The following is a 16,871-nucleotide window of genomic DNA, read 5'->3' on the forward strand; positions in this document are numbered from 1 at the left end:
GCTTCGAGTTTTCGGCGATCATCTAGTGTCTACGCAGTTTCTTAAAAATCACCGGCCAATAGTTACGGAAGAAATTCATTCCTGCGCGGCTGGCGATGTCTGTCCCATAGCGTTGGAATGTCTTGCCCACGGTCCGTTCCCCTTCAGGCCAGTAGGCATTCGCCAGGCCCTCGCCCATCGCAGGCCCCAGCAAACCCGACCAGTTGGCCGTTTCGTTTCCATCGTCATTCCGTGTAACGAAGATGCGCTTCACCGCATACTTGATACTGCTGCCCAGGGTTGGATCGGCTTCCGGGAAGAAGCGCGGGTCCTCGTGCAGCGCCGACGCCAGGATGAAGGTTCCAAAAAATTCATTGGACGCATTGCGGGCCATGGAAGCGCCAAAGCGCTTTCCGTATCCTTCTGGGCCCTGCGGGTAGCCATGCGGATAATATTCGATCTGGCCAATCCCCGCGCTAAATGCCGAGCCAAAGATCGCCGAAAACGACGCACTATTGTCGACAAACAACTTGAATTTATCTCCCGTGGATAGCCGGTCCTCGCTGGTGGCAATATCTGGAAAGAATAGAGACTTCCGGTTGATCGTCTCGAACACGCCCTTCGGCGTGTTGCGCCGGGATGTTTGTGCGCTCCGCGTGGCGGATGGAGCGTCGGGGGGATTCTGTGCCGGAGCAGGCTGTTGCGCACTCGCGACGGCGCAGCCCAGCAGGATCGTGCAGGTGGACATGACGAGCCACCCCCACGCAGCCTGACCAGTGTGAGGAACCGAAAATTCCAACAAGGGCTGAAACACACATTTTGGGTTCAGAAGGCACTTGGGAGCCTGGGTGATGAGACGAGGGCTAATTGGCATCCGATCAGGCTAACGAAAGCCTTGCTGCTTAGCAAATGGTCGGGACGAGGTTTGCCTGCGTTTTCGGATCAACCGACCCGATCCACGGGTTTCAGGACGACGGGCTGGTCCGCGCGGCCAGGTACTCGACCAGTTCCACCACGCTGAGACCGGATTCGAGCATATCGATCATCTGCTCGGCGCTGACGCCCACTTGCTTGCCCAGCAAGACGAGTTTGGTGATCGCCCGCTCCAGGACCTCCTGGTCAGTAAGAGTTGGGGTTTCGACCAAATTTGCATACCGGCGGTCAGGAGGATAAACCTCTTCCATGGCACGCTCCCAGGGGCTTTCCGCGGCGTGGACGACGATTCCCGCAAGTATCGTACCCCGAAGGAAGACTCGCACCATCGCCAGCGTTGTCCGAAAGTAGTCCGTTTGCCCACGGCCGGTCAGTGATGTTGATTACAAATGTTTGTGACAACACTTCGTCGCCAGAATCCCGATTTGGATACCCGTGCAGCCTGTTTCCCAACCTGAAATACGGTCGATTTCTTATTCGCATACCGTGAAATTGTCTTTCACATAGCCCGGTGCTACCATCCAATTAAGGTCTGGTAGAGAAAGAGAACGAGGAGGAATTTCATGTCCGATCGTGACAGCAACAGTTTTGTATGGTTCCTGGCAGGCTTGGGTATTGGCGCTGTCGTGGGTGTTCTGTATGCCCCCCGCTCCGGTGACGAGACCCGTGAAGCGTTGCTCGCCAAAGCGCAAGAAGGACAGGAAAAGGTTCGCCATCACGCTCGCAAAGCCCGCGAACAGGCGGAAGACTGGATGGAACGCGGCCGTGACGTCGTCACACAGCAGAAAGAACAACTTCGGTCTGCGTACGAAGCCAGCCGTCAGGCCTATCGCGACAAGACCAGCGTTGCGACCGAACCGACCAGTGGAGAGTAATCAGACGGAAGGACAGTTGTCCCGGTGAAAGTGCTCATGGATGACAATCTACTTAAAGTGTTTATTGCGCTGACCTCGTTCGCTGTGGTCATTCAGTCTGGGATCCTGGTCGCCCTCTATCTCGCGGTGCGCAAGAGCGCCGCTCGCATGGACGCGCTCGCCACTGAGGTTGCAGCGAAAACCCTGCCGACCCTCGAAACCGCGCAAAGCATGCTCGTCGAGTTGCGTCCGAAGATCGAAACGTTGGCCGCCAACGCCGCTGATTCAACCACCATCATGCGCGTCCAACTCGGGCGCCTCGATGCCACGCTCAGCGACATCCTCGACCGCACTCGACTGCAGGTGATCCGCGCCGATGAACTTCTCAACCGCACCATGGACAAAGTGGAAGACACCACCGAGGTCGTGCACAAAACCGTGATGTCGCCGCTACGCCAGGTCTCTGGCCTGATGAGCGCGGTCAGCACGGGATTCGAAGTATTCTTCGGCCAGAAACGCCGCGGGCCGCGCAACGGCATGGGCGTACCGCAAGACGAGATGTTTATCTAACGAATCTGCCTGTAGAGACGCGGCTTGCCGCGTCTCATTCTCTACACTGTCACTTCCCCTCTAAACGTCGCGCCACGAAATCTTTCCCTGCATACCGGTAGGTCAGGCTTTCCACTTTCTTCCCTGCCCCGACATTGAACACCACCCGCCCTAGAAAATTTCTCTCGAGGAATTCCGTCGCAGAAACTGGAACCAGTGGCGTCCGGAAGGTTCCAAGTTCCAGAAGCAAGGCATCACCGTCTACCGCGAGCGTGAACTTGCCGTTGGGGACAAAGTAATCTGGCCCATACTGATACTGCCCTGCGTAAGCGGCCAAGTTTCCGGGTGAGATCCTCGCCGCCGCGAAGACCGGGGGTCTTTCCCGCTGTTCTCCAAAAACAATCGCTCCCAAGGCAGGCGCGATCGGGTCCTGCGACATCGTCGCATAACTATTGCTGAGCACAATCACGGTGACGTCATCGTCCGGATAGCGATCCAATACCGCAGTGAAGCCGGGACTGCGGCCATTGGCCGACATCACACGGCGGCCCGCCCGCTTCCGCTGAAACCAGCCGAACCGGTTCCCCTTACCCTCGACAAAATACTTCTGGCGGGTGGCCGCCTTCAGCAAGGTGTCCGTATTGAGTGCACGATCGAAGCGGTAGAGATCGTCCACCGTGGAGTACAGCGAACCGTTCCCCGTTTTGTTTGTCCAATCGAGATACGGTACTTTCTCGTAGCCAATACTCCCCGCCGGTTGATAGCCCGTCGCCGCATTGGCAATCAGCTGTAAAGCGTCTCCATCGTGCCCGGAGTCTTTCATTCCCGCTGGCTCTAGAATGTGCCTTCGCACATAGTCCCCGTAACGCTCTCCCGTAATTTTCTCCAGGATCAGCGCGAGCAGGTTGTAGTTGGAATTGCTGTAGTGATAATCGCTTCCGGGTTGAAAATCGAGCTGCACTCCCGAGAACTTCGCAACCAGTTGCTCAACCGTATGCGGACTGCGCGCGAACAGATCGTAATCGGGAAGATCGTTGACGTTCGGAATCCCCGAGGTGTGCGTGAGCAAATGATCCAGACGAATCTTGTCACCGTTGGGGAAATCCGGGATGAAGCGCGCCACCGGATCGCTTACGCTGAGTCGTCCCTGCTCCTCGAGTTGGAGGATTGCGATCGCGGTGAATGGCTTGGAGACCGATGCGATATGAAAACGGGTTGAAGGAGAATTCGCGACCCGCAACTCGTAGTTCGCCATCCCGTAAGCCTGGCGAAAGAGCACTTGCCCCTTGCGAGCGACCAGCACCACGCCGGTAAAGTTACCGCTCTCAGCAAAGGAACGGACATACGCGTCAAGACGTTCCGCTACCGGGCGTGCCGCCTGCTTCTGGCCCGAGGCCACGCTTGCAAGGAGAATCGCCGCAACCGCAATTTCGATCCCAATACTCCGCAGAATTCCACTGATCATGAGTGTGCCGGTCCGAATCAACGGATTCTAACCCGCCACTGTCTACATCGCCAGTTGGGAACATGGCTCAGTGCCGGGCCAGCACGCCTTCCTTCGTACGATCCGCCGAACTGGCCCCTTCCAAATTGTGGGCCCGATCGCCGTGGAAAAATATCAAGTGGATAAAGAACATCAAGATCAGAACACCGCCAAACGTGCATACGATGGTCGCGCCCGTCGGCAGATCCATCAGCACTGAGAAATAAACGCCCAGCGCGGAGACAAGTGTACCCATGGTCCATCCGATTGCCAGCCGCCTGCCAATTCTGTCAGCGAACAACATGGCACCGACCGACGGTACGATCAGATAGCAGAAAACCAGCAATACGCCCGCAATCGCCACCGACGAAGTCACGACAAATCCAAACGACGCGTAGAACAGAAAGTCCCACAGCCGGATGTTCATCCCGCTCGCTTCGGCTTTCGGCATATCGGTCGAGATCAGCAGAAACTTTTTGCGGAAGAAATAATGAAAGATGCCGACTGCCCCGTAGAGCACCGCCGTCTTCAGCACTTCGGCCTTGGACACAGCCAGGATGTTGCCGACCAGCATGTCCTTGAGGTGCTCGGTTTCGCCCGTCGCCTTGCTCATGGCTAGGATCGCAGTTGCCGAAGCCACCGCATACGCGATGCCGATGAACGCCTCTTGCGGAATGTGCCCTCGCCGCGTCCGTGCGAACGCAAAAATCCCGGCCCCAAGGAACGTAAACCCAAGGCTAAGAAAATAGGCGCCGCGTCCGTGCGGATCCATTCCCGCCAGGATCGCAATGGTCGCGCCCAACGCGGCGATCTGCGCCAACGCCAGGTCAACAAAAATGACCCCGCGCTCGACCACATGTACGCCCAGATATGCGTGGATCCCGGTGAGGATCAAACTGGCAATAAACGGCCAGATCAAAAAAGGAAGTATGTCCATGCTTCTCCTTACGAACTTTCGAATCTTGTCTCGCTGCCTTCGCGCTACGGATTCGCCTGAAAAGCCTTCACCAGCAAAGCGATATCGTAATCGAAGAGCTGAAAATAGTTTGTGATCTCTTTCACTCCACCTACCGACGGCATATATTCCACTACCGTTCCTTCGGTTTGACGTGCAATCGAATCGGGCGTCTTACGATCAAAATACGGTTCCACCATGATGACCTTCACATGATCGCGTTTCATCATGTTGCTCAATTCAAAAGTGTGGCTTGGAGTCGGAGGAATACCGGGGCGAGGCTCCACAAATCCCACCACATCCAATCCAAAGTGTTTGGCAAAGTTCGGCGCGGAGTTGTGATAGGTGACTACCTTCCGTCCCCGATACGGTTTCATATCGGCGTCCCACTTCTTCTCCGCTTCCGTCAGCCTGCGGTCGAAATCCTGAAAGCGCTGCTGAAAGTAGCCCGCATCTTTCGGATCGAGTTCCGCAAATTTCGCAGCGAAGCCCTTGGCCACACGTCGTCCATTATCCGGATCGAGCCAGTAGTGCGGGTTCCCGAGCGGATGCACATCGCCCATCGCGCGCGTGATCGAACCTTGCGGAATTTCCAGGATCGCCGAAAATTGCGAAGCGTCCAGATATCCGCCTGCACCCGGTTGAATCCGTGAATTGCCGCTCTGCGCAATCAGCGGCGGCAGCCAGCCAATCTCCAATTGCAGTCCCACCACCACCAGCAAATCCGCCTGTCGTAGTTTCAACAGAAAGCTCGGCTTGGCCTCGACAAAGTGCGGATCCTGATAGCCCTTCGCCATCGCTTCCACGTTGATCTTGTCACCGCCGACTTCCTGGACCAGCGCCGCCAGATCAGTCGTAGCCGTCACGACGTTGAGCTTCTTCGCCGCAGCGGTGCCTGGAGAAATCAGGCCCGCCACGAGCACTGCCGCCACAAAAAGTAACAATCCAGCGTTCGAAATCGCCTTATTCATAAAATCTCCTCAACCTAAAACGGATGCGCGCCATGCGCGCCTAGTGAGAACAGCAACTGCATCAGGAATTCGTTCGACTTGTGACCGCCTGCGTAATCGGTGAAACGATACTGTCCGCGAATCTGGCTGAACTCGCTTGGCCAGTACGTCAGGATCGCCGATCCGCCTGTATCAGTGAGATTAGCGGCCCGTGCGCGGTCTGACCAATCGTAGCGTCCGCCCACAAACCATCGCCGCTTGAACTGATACTCGCCGGATGCGTACATTCCAAATGCACGCTGCTCGGTGAGTAGGTCATGACGCTGGCTCCATATGAATTCACTTCGCGCCACGAACGAGTTGTAAATTGCCCGCCGCAGAGGCTTCCAGCGCAGCGTTGCATCCATTCCATACAAACTCGTAATGAAATCGCTGCCCAATTCGTTGTGTCCGCGAGCATAGGACGCACCCAGTTCCAGGTTCGTCGACTCGTTCAGATCCTTGTATCCCCGCAGGTGCGCCACTGTGCTGATATCGCCCTTCTTATGCGACTGGAACACCAGTTCCTCTCCATCGCCCGAATCCCCGCGAAATACCTGCCCCGTAGCCGAGAGGAAGATGCCTTTGGGAAATGGGATGATGCGCTCGACAGAAATTCCGGCATCATCGATGCCATCTTCCCCGCCCACGAGGTTCTGCGTGACCAGAGGACGATCGACAAACGGCAGCACGTGATTGTGCATTCCATTTACCTTGCCGAACGCCGACCGCATCTTGCCGACTCGTGCAACAAAGCTCTCCGGAAGCGCCGTGAAGGTGATGAATCCCTCTTCCACATTCACACCCTGCTCGCCGAAGGTCAGGAAGAAATCTCCCTTCGCGTACGGATCGATCACCGCCTGCACGCCCAGTTCGGACTCATGCATCTCCAGCGAAGGAGATGGACGAATGGAGTTGCCGCCTGCAAAAGCGACGAAGTCGCCAATCATGCTGATATCCGGATTCAGGGCCTTGGCCGCCGAACCGCCCGCTCCGCCCAGACTCACCGGTTCAGGCGCCACACTCGCCACCGGAGCACTTTCCGTGGATGCTGTTGTCTCGGTTGAGCCGGGGACAGGCGACGGCGCAACCGCAGCTGCCTGCCCGCCTTGCGCCTTCAGTGTGCGCATCTGTCCTTCGAGCGCGATCAGACGATCTTCCAGATCACGAATCTTCTGTTGCAGTGCGGCCGTATCGTCCGCGGATGCCGTGCTTCCCTGCTGCCCAAGCGCCATCCCTGACGCCAACAATGCGAATAAACAGAAACCGATCCAAGGCTTCATGACAAACTCCTATAAAAATGGAAATTGGCAGAATTAAGACTTACAACCCAGAACTGGGAAGCCTTAGAAAACGGGAGGAGCCCGCAGATCCAGCCGCAAACGACGCATAACTGGACGTACCTGCTCAGAAATCAGCAGCGTGCGCGAGCGGGTCGGGACGAGAGAGAAAAGAATCAGCAGCAGCGTCAGCAGCAACGTCTGAGACACCGCGCACACGGGACAGACCGGCGTAGACAACGAAAACGACGCCTGCAGCCCCGACGAAGCACGCTCCGACGGTGGACACACATGTGCCCCTTGTACGATCAACGCCAGGCACACTATGCCTACAAGCGTCATCAGTAGCGCGTTGCACCGTAAAGTTTGTCGGGCGGACAGAATCATTACTCTCTCAGTCAGATGCCGCGAACCTTCGAGTAGTCGCTCGAGAGTCCTGACTTAAGCCGGATTCTACCATGCGACGGATCGACCGGCCCTGCCGCCGAGGTAATCAGTGCTAGTCTTCGTCCGCCGAGGACGCCTTGCTCGTTCCCTGGACACGTTCGCTTTTCCCGTCCGGAACCTGCACGGCGTGGACGGACTGCTCGGCTGCAAGCTTCTGAAACGCCGCGATTTCCTTGTTGCGCACATCGTCCCAGTGTCCCAGCAATTGTTCTGTTTCCTTCTTCAGGCGCTCAAACAACTGGCTCTGTGATTCGGTGGGCGCCGAGTCCGACGCGCCCGTCACCGACATCGAAAGGAAAGCCAGCCGTCCATCCAGCCCCGGAGGATAGCTCAGCGAATCTTCATTGGCGCTGATCCTGAGGTTGATCAGAGGATCGCGCACCGAAATCAGCTTCGCATCCAGTCCATTCGCGGCGTCGACCAGGTTCTTGTAGGAATCCGCCGGCCCCAATCGTTTCTCAATTCGCGTCAACTGATCGCGAACATCTTCAATCTGGTTGACTGCGTCATAGACTCGATTCAGTTGTCCGCGCACATCCATTAACAACTGGAATTGTTTTTCCAAATCCGCTTGCGATGTACTCACCCGCGGATCGATCTTCAGTTCCAGTGGAACCGTTGAACTCTTGCCATCCGCTGTCAAGCGCACCTGATACTTGCCCGGCAACGCGAACGGACCGCGCGCCCCTTCGTTGTATTCCCAGAGGTAATAGCCCGGAACGCGGTGCGCTCCTTCATAGCGCAGATCCCACACAAACCGATTCAGCCCTGCTTCGGACTTAATCTGCTTCTCCGGCTTCTTGTCGTCCGGATCGAGCGGTTCATCGGGCAATTCAATCTTCTGATTGGAGAAGTCCCGAATCACCTTGCCTGCCGCATCCAGGATTTCAAGTTTCACTTCCTGCTTCGGCGCCTGTTTCAGATAGAAGTAAATCACCGCGCCGCTGGGTGGATTGTGCCCCGAGAAAGCTGATCTCGGCCCCTCTTCACTGGCAGGAATTCTCCGGCGAAATGCGGTCGAAGGCTGGTAGAGGTGCACATCTTCACTCCCCACCGGGTCTGCAAACTGGCGCAGGGGCCCAACGTCATCCAATATCCAGAACGAGCGTCCGTGAGTGGCGAGTACGAGGTCGTCGTTCTTCACGACCAGATCGTGAATGGGCGCCGTCGGGAGGTTCAATTGCATCGACCGCCACTGCGCGCCATCGTCGAACGAAACAAATACGCCTCGTTCGGTTCCGGCATATAACAGTCCACTCTTTTTCGGATCCTCGCGCACCGCTCGTACGAATGCTGTGTCTGGAATGCCTGTTACGATGCGACTCCACGTCTTGCCATAGTCGCTGGTTCTGTAGATGTAGGGATGCAGATCGTCATTCTGGTGACGATCGATGGCGACGTACGCCTTTCCCGCATCCCGCGGAGACGCTTCGATCAAGCTGACCTTGCTCCATTCCGGCAAGTCTTTTGGAGTGACGTTGGTCCACGTCTTCCCTTCATCCTGGGTCACGTGAATCAATCCGTCATCCGTCCCTGCCCAGATCAAACCCTTGGTCAGAGGCGACGCCGCAATCGAGAACACCGTGTCGTAATATTCAGTTCCAGTGTCGTCGATCGTGATCGGCCCACCCGAAGGCTGCTGTTTCGTCTTGTCGTTCCGCGTCAGGTCGGGGCTGATTGCTTCCCATCGCATGCCACCGTCCGTGGTTTTGAAGACGCGCTCGCCGCCGTAGTAGATCGTGTTCGGGTCCTGCGGCGAAATCACGATTGGCGCCGTCCATTGAAAGCGGTGCTCGAGATTCGCAGCCCCGCGCGCGTCTGACAAGTCAGGCCACACAGCAATATTCTTCACGTGCCCGGTACGCTTATCGAAGCGAGTAATGTTGCCCTCATAGTCGCCTGCGTAGACGATGTTGGGATCGGGCGGGTACGGCACAATGTATCCCGCCTCCCCACCTCCGACCGGAAACCAATCCTTGCTCCCGATTTCACCATCATCGCTGCGGCTCAAGATTGAGATAGTGGAATTGTCCTGCTGCGCGCCGTACACGCGATAGGGATCACCCGTGTCGGTGATCACGTGATAAAACTGCGCGGTCGGCTGGTTGTCCTGGCGCGTCCATGTCTTGCCGCCATCCAGGCTCACGGTCGCGCCGCCATCGTTGCTGGCGATCATGCGCCGCGAATTTTTCGGATCGATCCACAATCCGTGATTGTCGCCGTGCGGGACTTTGATCTTGTTGAACGTGCGCCCCCCATCCGTGGACCGGAAGAACTCCACGTCCATGATGTACACCGTCTCTGCGTCCTGCGGATCGGCGACCACATGCATGTAGTACCACGGCCGTTGATACAGGCTATGGTTGCCGTTCACCAGCGTCCAACTGTCTCCACCATCGTCAGAGCGGTAGAGTCCGCCTTCCTTCGCTTCCACAATTGCGTAAACGCGATCGGAGTTCGCTGCCACTGCCAATCCGATGCGGCCATACGGCCCCTTCGGCAAGCCATGCGATTCCAGTTTTTTCCAGGTCGTACCGCCATCCGTCGAGCGATACAGTCCGCTGCCGGGACCGCCACTGGAGAGGCTCCAGGGCGTACGCCGCGTTTCCCACAGCGACGCAAATAGAATGTTCGCGTTGTTCGGATCGAACGCGATATCGATGGCGCCAGTATTCTCGTCCTTGTAGAGAACTTTGTCCCAGGACTTTCCGCCATCCATCGAGCGGAAGACTCCACGCTCTGTATTGGGGCCGAAGGGATGTCCGAGCGCTGCCACAAAAACAACATCCGGGTTGCGAGGATTTACGATCACCTTTCCGATGGCGCGAGAATCTTTCAGCCCGACGCTCTTCCAGGTCTTGCCCGCATCAAGAGATTTCCACACGCCATTGCCGTCAGAAATGTTTCCCCGAATGCAAGCTTCGCCCGTTCCGACATAGATGACGTTCGGATCCGATTGGGCCACGGAGAGGCTCCCGATGGAAGGCGCCGCATCTTTGTCCAAGATCGACGACCAACTGGTCGCGCCGTCAGTGGATTTCCACACGCCGCCGCCCGTCGCGCCAAAATAATATGTCGTCGGATCCCCCGGAATACCCGACGCAGTCAGCGACCGCCCGCCACGAAATGGACCAATCGCGCGGTACTTCATCCCCTTGAACAGCGGGTCGCCTTCATTCTTCTTGGATGCATCGGCCGGCTCGGCTTGCGCCTGCGGAGGTGTGTTCGTGATCGGTTGCTGATTCCGATTTCTCTCTTTTTGCTGCCCGACAACCGATGAAACGCATGTCACCAGCAACAGTCCCAAACTCGCGAAACGAAAACCAAGCCGCTGCATCATGGACAACTCTCCAGGGGGAAAATGAGTGCGCCTAATGGTAATGCGCTTGGCCTGATCTCACAATCCCTCGGTACCCGGGAAGGTGGCCGTAACGTTCGACGATCCTGAACCCATATAGTCAACACCGCTTGTACAGAAACTCCCGTTGACTTCTACCTGCTTGCACCTAGAATGTTTCAAACATTTCAACCGTAATTTGTTTTAAACAGGACATCATCCGAATGCAGCGGGAATTTACATCCAATGAAGTGATGATCCTGACCGGGATCACCGCACGCCAGCTGCAATGGTGGGACGAACGCAGCATCGTGATCCCGGAACGGCGAGGCCATCGCCGGGTCTATGCCTGGGACCAACTGGTGACCGTGGCCGTGATCTGCCAACTGCGCCGCCGCGGATTTTCTCTGCAGCGCATGCGTAGAGTCATCCGCTTCCTGCAGCAGGAATTTGGAACCAGCTTGGCCGCCACCGTCGGCGCCTCGTCTGAATATCACTTGCTCACTGACGGCACGAACCTTTTCCTGCGCACCTCGGCAAGGCAGGTCGTCGATTTACTGAAGAATTCGCAACAACCGATGCTGGACATCTGCTTAAGCGACGAAGTACGCCGCGTGAAAGCGGAGATCCAGGCTCAGAAGAAGGACGCAGCGTCAGAACAGATCCGGCCCTTACGGCGGATTCAAAAAGCGTAAGTGGAACCAAGGGAGGAACAGATGATCGGCGAACTGAGCGTTCTCAGCGAGTGGATTCCCGAACAGATGGAGCCCGGAACCGTCTTCGTCCTGGAAAATGCAGGCGAGGTTGGCGAAAAGGAAGATCCCTACTGGGCGGTACTGTCCTGCCCGACCTGCGGCACGCTCGGGCTAGTCACACGCAAACAAATGGCTGGCCTGCTGCCTGTAATCTGCGGATCATCCCACTGCTCCGCACAGTTCTTTATTCACGACGAAGAAATTACCGTGCGTAAGCCGTTCTAGAAAACCTTTCTCGGGGAGACGCGGCTTGCCGCGTCTCTCGTCGATCCTCAAACCTTCCCTACAAGAAACGATCTTTCTAAGCCTGCCGCTCCGCCGTTTGTAACTTCACCGGCACCTGCTCCACAATCTCAATATCAAATCCTTCCAACCCCGCCACCCGCCGCGGATGATTCGTCAGCAACCGGATTCGCTTCAGATTCAGATCGGAAAGGATCTGCGCTCCCAGACCGATGTCACGCTGGGTTTTCCGTTCACTCTCTGGCAGAGTCGGCAGCCGTCGTTCGCGATGAAACGTGAGAAACGACTGTTCCCCAATCTTCTCTGCCGAGAATCCTTTGGAAGTCTGGTGCAGATAGATGAGTGCCCCGCGCCCTTCTTCGGCAATGGCCTGCAAGGATCCTTCGAGCGTGGCTCGACAGTCGCAACCGGTGGCGCCAAATACGTCGCCCAGCAGGCAATGCGCGTGCATTCGTACCAGCACCGGGCGCTTCGAATCCGTGATATCTCCGCGGATAAACGCCAGGTGCGAGCCTCCGCCGTCGACTTCGCTTTCGTAAGCGATCACGCGGAACTCGCCGTGCCCCGTCTCGACCATCGCCTCGCCCACGCGATGGACATAGCGCTCGTTCTGCATGCGATAGCGGATCAACTCCGCCACCGTCAGCATCTTCATGTCATGCGCGCGGCAAAACTCCATCAGATCCGGCACCCGTGCCATCGTGCCGTCGTCTCTCATGATTTCGCAGATGATTCCAGCCGGCACCATTCCCGCCAGCCGCGCTAGATCGACGGACGCTTCCGTTTGCCCCGCCCGCACCAGCACTCCGCCCTTGCGTGCCCGCAGTGGAAAAACATGCCCCGGCCGTGCCAAATCCGTCGGACGCGTTGCCGGGTCAATCGCAACCTTGATGGTGTGGGAGCGATCATAGGCCGAAATTCCGGTCGTCACTCCCTGTCGCGCATCAATCGCTTCGCAAAAAGCCGTGCCGTATTGCGAAGTATTCTCCGCGGTCATGTTCCCGATACGGAGATGATCAAGCCGCTCTTCAGTCATTGCCAGACAAACCAGGCCGCGGCCATACTTCGCCATGAAGTTGATAGCCTCAGGCGTAACTTTCTCCGCCGCCAGCGTTAGATCGCCTTCATTTTCACGGTCTTCGTCATCGACAACGATAATCATCCGCCCCGCGCGGATTTCCTCAATCGCAGTCGCAACGTCGGTAAATGGGCTTTTAGGAGACATAGAATTAGCCAACTGATTTCAAACTCAAAATTACTTCGCGGCGTCCGACTTCTGGAAGTCCACGATCTGCTTCATCACCTCCAGAGGCACCCCGCCGGTTAACATGCGCCCGTTGATAAAAATTGACGGCGTACCGTTGACACCCACGGATTTCCCCAACGCCAGAGACGCCTCAATTCTGGACTGCGTGTCCGGCTTTACTGCGCAGGTTGCAGCCGCTTCTGCATCCGACCCCGAATCGGTAGCGATCGCTTTCAACTTTTCGTCTGCATTGGCCGCGGTAATACTTTCCTGTTGCTCGAATGTTTTCTGGACGAACTTCCACACCGCATCCTTCGCCTTTGCATCACGTCCAATGCAATCCACGTAGCCAGCGGCCTTTTGCGCCCAGTCGTGACCGGGAAGGGGGAAATTCTGAAACACAAAGTGAGCGTCCGGTTCCTGCGCCAGCAGCGACTCCACGATGGGAGCAACCACCTTGCAATGCGGACACTGCATGTCACTAAATTCGACGATCGTCACTGGAGCTTTGGACGGCCCTTTCGACGGCCCCGTCAGACTCTTTTCAAGCTTGACGCGGCTCTGTTCGAACGGCTTTGGACCAAACGGGATAATGTCGCCCGTCACCGCGTGCTTGCCGTCGCTCGTAACGTAAAAGCGGTTCGTGTTGGCACCCTGTGCGTCCGTAATCACGACCAGCACTTCCGTGAGCCCTCCCACGCCGGTGGGACGAACGTCCGCTACCCGAAATGTCACGCCCCCGTTGTACCCAACCATCTGGTTCATGAAGGCCGTGATCACTTCCTCTGAGGGCAGCGCGGAGCTATCGGCAGCCACGGGAGCCGCAGGTGCTGGTTTCGGAGCGGTCTTGGCGACAGGCTTCGACCCAGTTGCGGGTTTGGTTTGGGCAGCCGCGACAGCAGCGCAGCAGGCGATTACGAGGAAAGTACGCAACATGCTTGTCATAGTCAGTCTTTGATTTTTACAAATGCCGGCGCAATTGTCGATGTAGCGCCGGGATCGATAGTGGGTCATTTTGAGAACGCTCGCAGAAACACAACCACGAAGGCCACCAAGTTTCACACGAAGTATCACAAAGCCTCGGGCCAAGATTTCCTTCGTGACCCTTCGTGTGAAACTTCGTGACCTTCGTGGTAGTTCGGACAAATTGAGCCACTACTCCGGGATTTCCGATGCCGCTTTACATTTCCGGCTTCGCCGCAATCGGCAACCTGCGCCCGTAGCCAAACGCTTTGGTAGAGATCTTGATTCCCGGCGCCGCCTGTTGGCGCTTATATTCGCTGCGCTCCACCATGTGGATCACGCGCTTCACAAGGTCGAGGTTCAGATCATGCGCCACCGCAATCTGCTCCGCCGACCGCGCCTCTTCCACATAGTCTTCCAGGATCGCGTCCAGCACATCGTATGGCGGCAGAGAGTCAGAATCCTTCTGGTCGGGCTTCAATTCCGCCGAGGGTGGCTTGTCGATGGTGGCCCGCGGGATTACCTCTCTCCTCAGGTTCACGTATTCACTCAGTCGATACACCAGCGTTTTAGGTACATCGGAGATCACCGCCAGCCCACCCACCATGTCGCCGTAGAGCGTGCAATATCCAACCGCGAGTTCGCTCTTGTTGCCGGTCGAAAGCACCAGCGCCCCAAATTTATTGGAAAGAGACATCAGCACCATGCCCCGGCTGCGCGACTGAATATTTTCTTCCGTTGCATCCTCTGGCATTCCCGCAAATACCGGAGCCAGCGTCTCGCGGCAAGCCTTGTACATTTCGTTGATGGACAGCAACTCGAATCGAATCCCGAGATTCTCAGCCAGCTGGCGAGCGTCGTCGATCGATCCTTGCGACGAGTAGGGTCCCGGCATCCCGACGCCCGTAACGTTCCCTGCCCCGACCGCGTCAACGGCAATTGCGGCTGTGAGCGCCGAATCGATGCCGCCACTCAGTCCGATGATCACACGCTGGAATCCGCATTTGCGAATGTAGTCGCGCGTGCCGAGCACCAGCGCTTCGTAGGCACTGGCCTCGTCGCCCTCAATCTGTTCATGCATGTCGCCGGTAAGGCTTTGCGTGTCGAAGTAGATGAGATCTTCAGCAAATGACTTACCCTGTGCGATCACCCGTCCGTCCGGAGCAATCACCAGGCTCGATCCATCGAACACCAGGCTGTCGTTGCCGCCCACCTGGTTCACCATTGCGACCGGAACGTTGTCATTCTTCGCAATCGTCGCCAGCATGTCGCGCCGCAACTCACGCTTGCCCAGCCAGAATGGCGACGCTGAAATATTCAGCACCAGGTTGCCGCCCATCTTGATCAACTCTTCGACTGGGTCCACTCCATACAGCCGTCGATGCCAGAAATGCTTGTCGTTCCACGCGTCTTCGCAAATCGTGAGCGCAATCTGCTTTCCTCCGCCATCAAATAATTGCTGACTCTTCGCAGGAGCGAAATTGCGTGCCTCGTCAAAAACATCGTAGGTGGGAAGCAGCATCTTCGACTGGATGAATTCGATCCGGCCATCGCGCAGCAGAGCCGCCGAGTTCATTACCGACTTGCCGGTCTCGGCCTTCGCTGGAGTGACGAGCCCGCAGATCACGGCAATCCCGTTCGTCGCCGCCGCGATCTTCTCCACCATCTCGCGATTGTGGGCCACAAATGACGGCCGCTCTACCAGGTCGCGGGGCGGATATCCGCAAATGGAAAGTTCCGGAAATAGAATCAGCCCGGCACCGGCGTCACGGGCTTGTTGCGCAAACTGAATGATTTTGGCAGCGTTACCAGAAAAATCCCCTACCGTGGGGTTGATCTGGCCAAGGGCGATCTTCACACCAATAGTTTAGAGGGAGAAGGGTGCCGGATGCCAATCGGTCGATGACACGGCAAGTTTATTCGGCCCCGAATTGCCGCCCGGATCCTTCGACGGCGGCCGCGCCACAGGCGGCGTCTTGTTGATGCCGGTGGCGGGATCGCTCTCCGGCATATCTTCTCCGGGACGCCTGAGCGTCGGCGCATTCACCGGCTGGTCGACCGGCTGGTCGCCAGAAGCAGCGACTGCAGCGGGCAACTCCACTTCGCGTTCAGTGCGAATCTCTTTCTGACCGCCCACTTTCATGGTTTCAACGCGCGCCACCTCGTCGCCGACGAAGCGTACAAAATCCACATCCTGCGGCGGTTCGCCATAGATCCACTCTTCGTAATCGACTTCATCGGCGTGCTCGCGCAACTTCTTTGGCGGACGCCCCTTCGCGTACATCACCATTTCCCGGTTCATCCCGACCAGCACATGGTGATTCTTTATCGCGTCTTTGATTTTCGGAGGCACCGTGTCCAGATAAGCTTCCAGTGGCGACTTGGAGTCGAAATCGAGCACCGGACGCATCACCTGCTTCAATTCCGGCCCCGTCATCTCCGGTACATAGTGATCAAAATAAATATCCACGAACGAGCCGCGCGCATTCGCATTCGAATCCGATGGGGCAACTGGAGTCGAGCCACCCGCGCCCTGAATCTGAATTCGCTGGTACCACTTCTGCTTGCGAACCGGCCCACCGTTCAATTCAAAGTGAATGTAGTCATTCTTGATGGCGATCATCGTGATTCGTGCCTGGTCGCCCGGTTTCGCTGCCGGCCCCCACAACGCCATCAAATGTTGCAGGTCCTCGCCGTGGGGAGTAAGTACTCCGTTCTTCAATTTGAGCCCGGTCTTGCCCATCGGAAAATTTGTGCGGACGTAGCACAACTCAGACTCGAATACGCGGATGATCTGCTGACGGGTCTCCTTCGACATTCGAGGAGGCGGAGTGTCTTCTGCGACAACGAGAGCGCAG

15 protein-coding genes are annotated in these 16,871 nt (G+C 57.0%); 4 read left to right on the top strand and 11 right to left on the bottom strand.

Going from position 1 to position 16,871, the window contains the following annotated elements:
- Window positions 1–22: 22 nt before the first annotated feature.
- Together HY010_01255 and HY010_01260 are read right to left on the bottom strand one after the other, a co-directional pair.
- Window positions 23–727, bottom strand: a complete 705-nt coding sequence (locus HY010_01255; protein MBI3474329.1) for a hypothetical protein — start codon at window positions 725–727, stop codon at window positions 23–25.
- Window positions 728–944: 217 nt separating this feature from the next.
- Complete coding sequence (locus HY010_01260; GenBank protein MBI3474330.1) at window positions 945–1,163, bottom strand: hypothetical protein; 219 nt, start codon at window positions 1,161–1,163, stop codon at window positions 945–947.
- A gap of 312 nt (window positions 1,164–1,475) precedes the next feature.
- Between HY010_01260 and HY010_01265 the strand changes: the two genes are divergently transcribed.
- Window positions 1,476–1,787 carry a YtxH domain-containing protein gene (locus tag HY010_01265; GenBank protein MBI3474331.1) on the top strand — a complete coding sequence of 104 codons (312 nt, stop codon included), beginning with the start codon at window positions 1,476–1,478 and terminating at the stop codon, window positions 1,785–1,787.
- A gap of 36 nt (window positions 1,788–1,823) precedes the next feature.
- Window positions 1,824–2,336, top strand: a complete 513-nt coding sequence (locus tag HY010_01270; GenBank protein ID MBI3474332.1) for a hypothetical protein — start codon at window positions 1,824–1,826, stop codon at window positions 2,334–2,336.
- 49 nt (window positions 2,337–2,385) lie between these two features.
- On the opposite strand, the gene HY010_01275 is transcribed toward HY010_01270, so the two are convergent.
- From HY010_01275 to HY010_01295, 5 genes are all read right to left on the bottom strand, one after another.
- Entirely contained in the window at window positions 2,386–3,780 is a 1,395-nt protein-coding gene (locus HY010_01275) for a serine hydrolase (GenBank protein MBI3474333.1), read from the bottom strand.
- Window positions 3,781–3,847: 67 nt separating this feature from the next.
- Window positions 3,848–4,735, bottom strand: a complete 888-nt coding sequence (locus tag HY010_01280) for a metal ABC transporter permease (protein ID MBI3474334.1) — start codon at window positions 4,733–4,735, stop codon at window positions 3,848–3,850.
- Between the two features lie 44 nt (window positions 4,736–4,779).
- Window positions 4,780–5,724 (bottom strand): zinc ABC transporter substrate-binding protein, encoded by a 945-nt coding sequence (locus HY010_01285; GenBank protein MBI3474335.1) that lies wholly within the window; start codon window positions 5,722–5,724, stop codon window positions 4,780–4,782.
- Window positions 5,725–5,738: 14 nt separating this feature from the next.
- A complete protein-coding gene (locus tag HY010_01290) occupies window positions 5,739–7,025 on the bottom strand; it encodes a hypothetical protein (protein MBI3474336.1) in 1,287 nt (428 codons plus the stop codon).
- Between the two features lie 496 nt (window positions 7,026–7,521).
- Entirely contained in the window at window positions 7,522–10,620 is a 3,099-nt protein-coding gene (locus HY010_01295) for a glycosyl hydrolase (GenBank protein MBI3474337.1), read from the bottom strand.
- Between the two features lie 410 nt (window positions 10,621–11,030).
- Here HY010_01295 and HY010_01300 point away from each other — a divergent pair, with 410 nt between their 5' ends.
- On the top strand, window positions 11,031–11,501 hold the full coding sequence (locus HY010_01300) for a MerR family transcriptional regulator (GenBank protein ID MBI3474338.1): 471 nt from the start codon (window positions 11,031–11,033) through the stop codon (window positions 11,499–11,501).
- A gap of 21 nt (window positions 11,502–11,522) precedes the next feature.
- Complete coding sequence (locus tag HY010_01305) at window positions 11,523–11,786, top strand: hypothetical protein (GenBank protein MBI3474339.1); 264 nt, start codon at window positions 11,523–11,525, stop codon at window positions 11,784–11,786.
- A 76-nt stretch (window positions 11,787–11,862) separates the two neighbouring features.
- Here the strand turns inward: HY010_01305 and ribB are convergent, their stop codons facing one another.
- The 4 genes from ribB to HY010_01325 all read right to left on the bottom strand — a co-directional run bounded on the left by ribB (window position 11,863) and on the right by HY010_01325 (window position 16,831).
- Complete coding sequence (gene ribB / locus HY010_01310; GenBank protein ID MBI3474340.1) at window positions 11,863–13,029, bottom strand: 3,4-dihydroxy-2-butanone-4-phosphate synthase; 1,167 nt, start codon at window positions 13,027–13,029, stop codon at window positions 11,863–11,865.
- Between the two features lie 30 nt (window positions 13,030–13,059).
- A complete protein-coding gene (locus tag HY010_01315; GenBank protein ID MBI3474341.1) occupies window positions 13,060–13,995 on the bottom strand; it encodes a thioredoxin domain-containing protein in 936 nt (311 codons plus the stop codon).
- A gap of 235 nt (window positions 13,996–14,230) precedes the next feature.
- A complete protein-coding gene (locus HY010_01320; GenBank protein ID MBI3474342.1) occupies window positions 14,231–15,871 on the bottom strand; it encodes an NAD+ synthase in 1,641 nt (546 codons plus the stop codon).
- Between the two features lie 9 nt (window positions 15,872–15,880).
- Complete coding sequence (locus HY010_01325) at window positions 15,881–16,831, bottom strand: hypothetical protein (GenBank protein MBI3474343.1); 951 nt, start codon at window positions 16,829–16,831, stop codon at window positions 15,881–15,883.
- Window positions 16,832–16,871 lie beyond the last annotated feature (40 nt).

The organism is Acidobacteriota bacterium (genome assembly GCA_016196065.1).
GTDB lineage: Bacteria > Acidobacteriota > Terriglobia > Terriglobales > Acidobacteriaceae > Acidiflorens.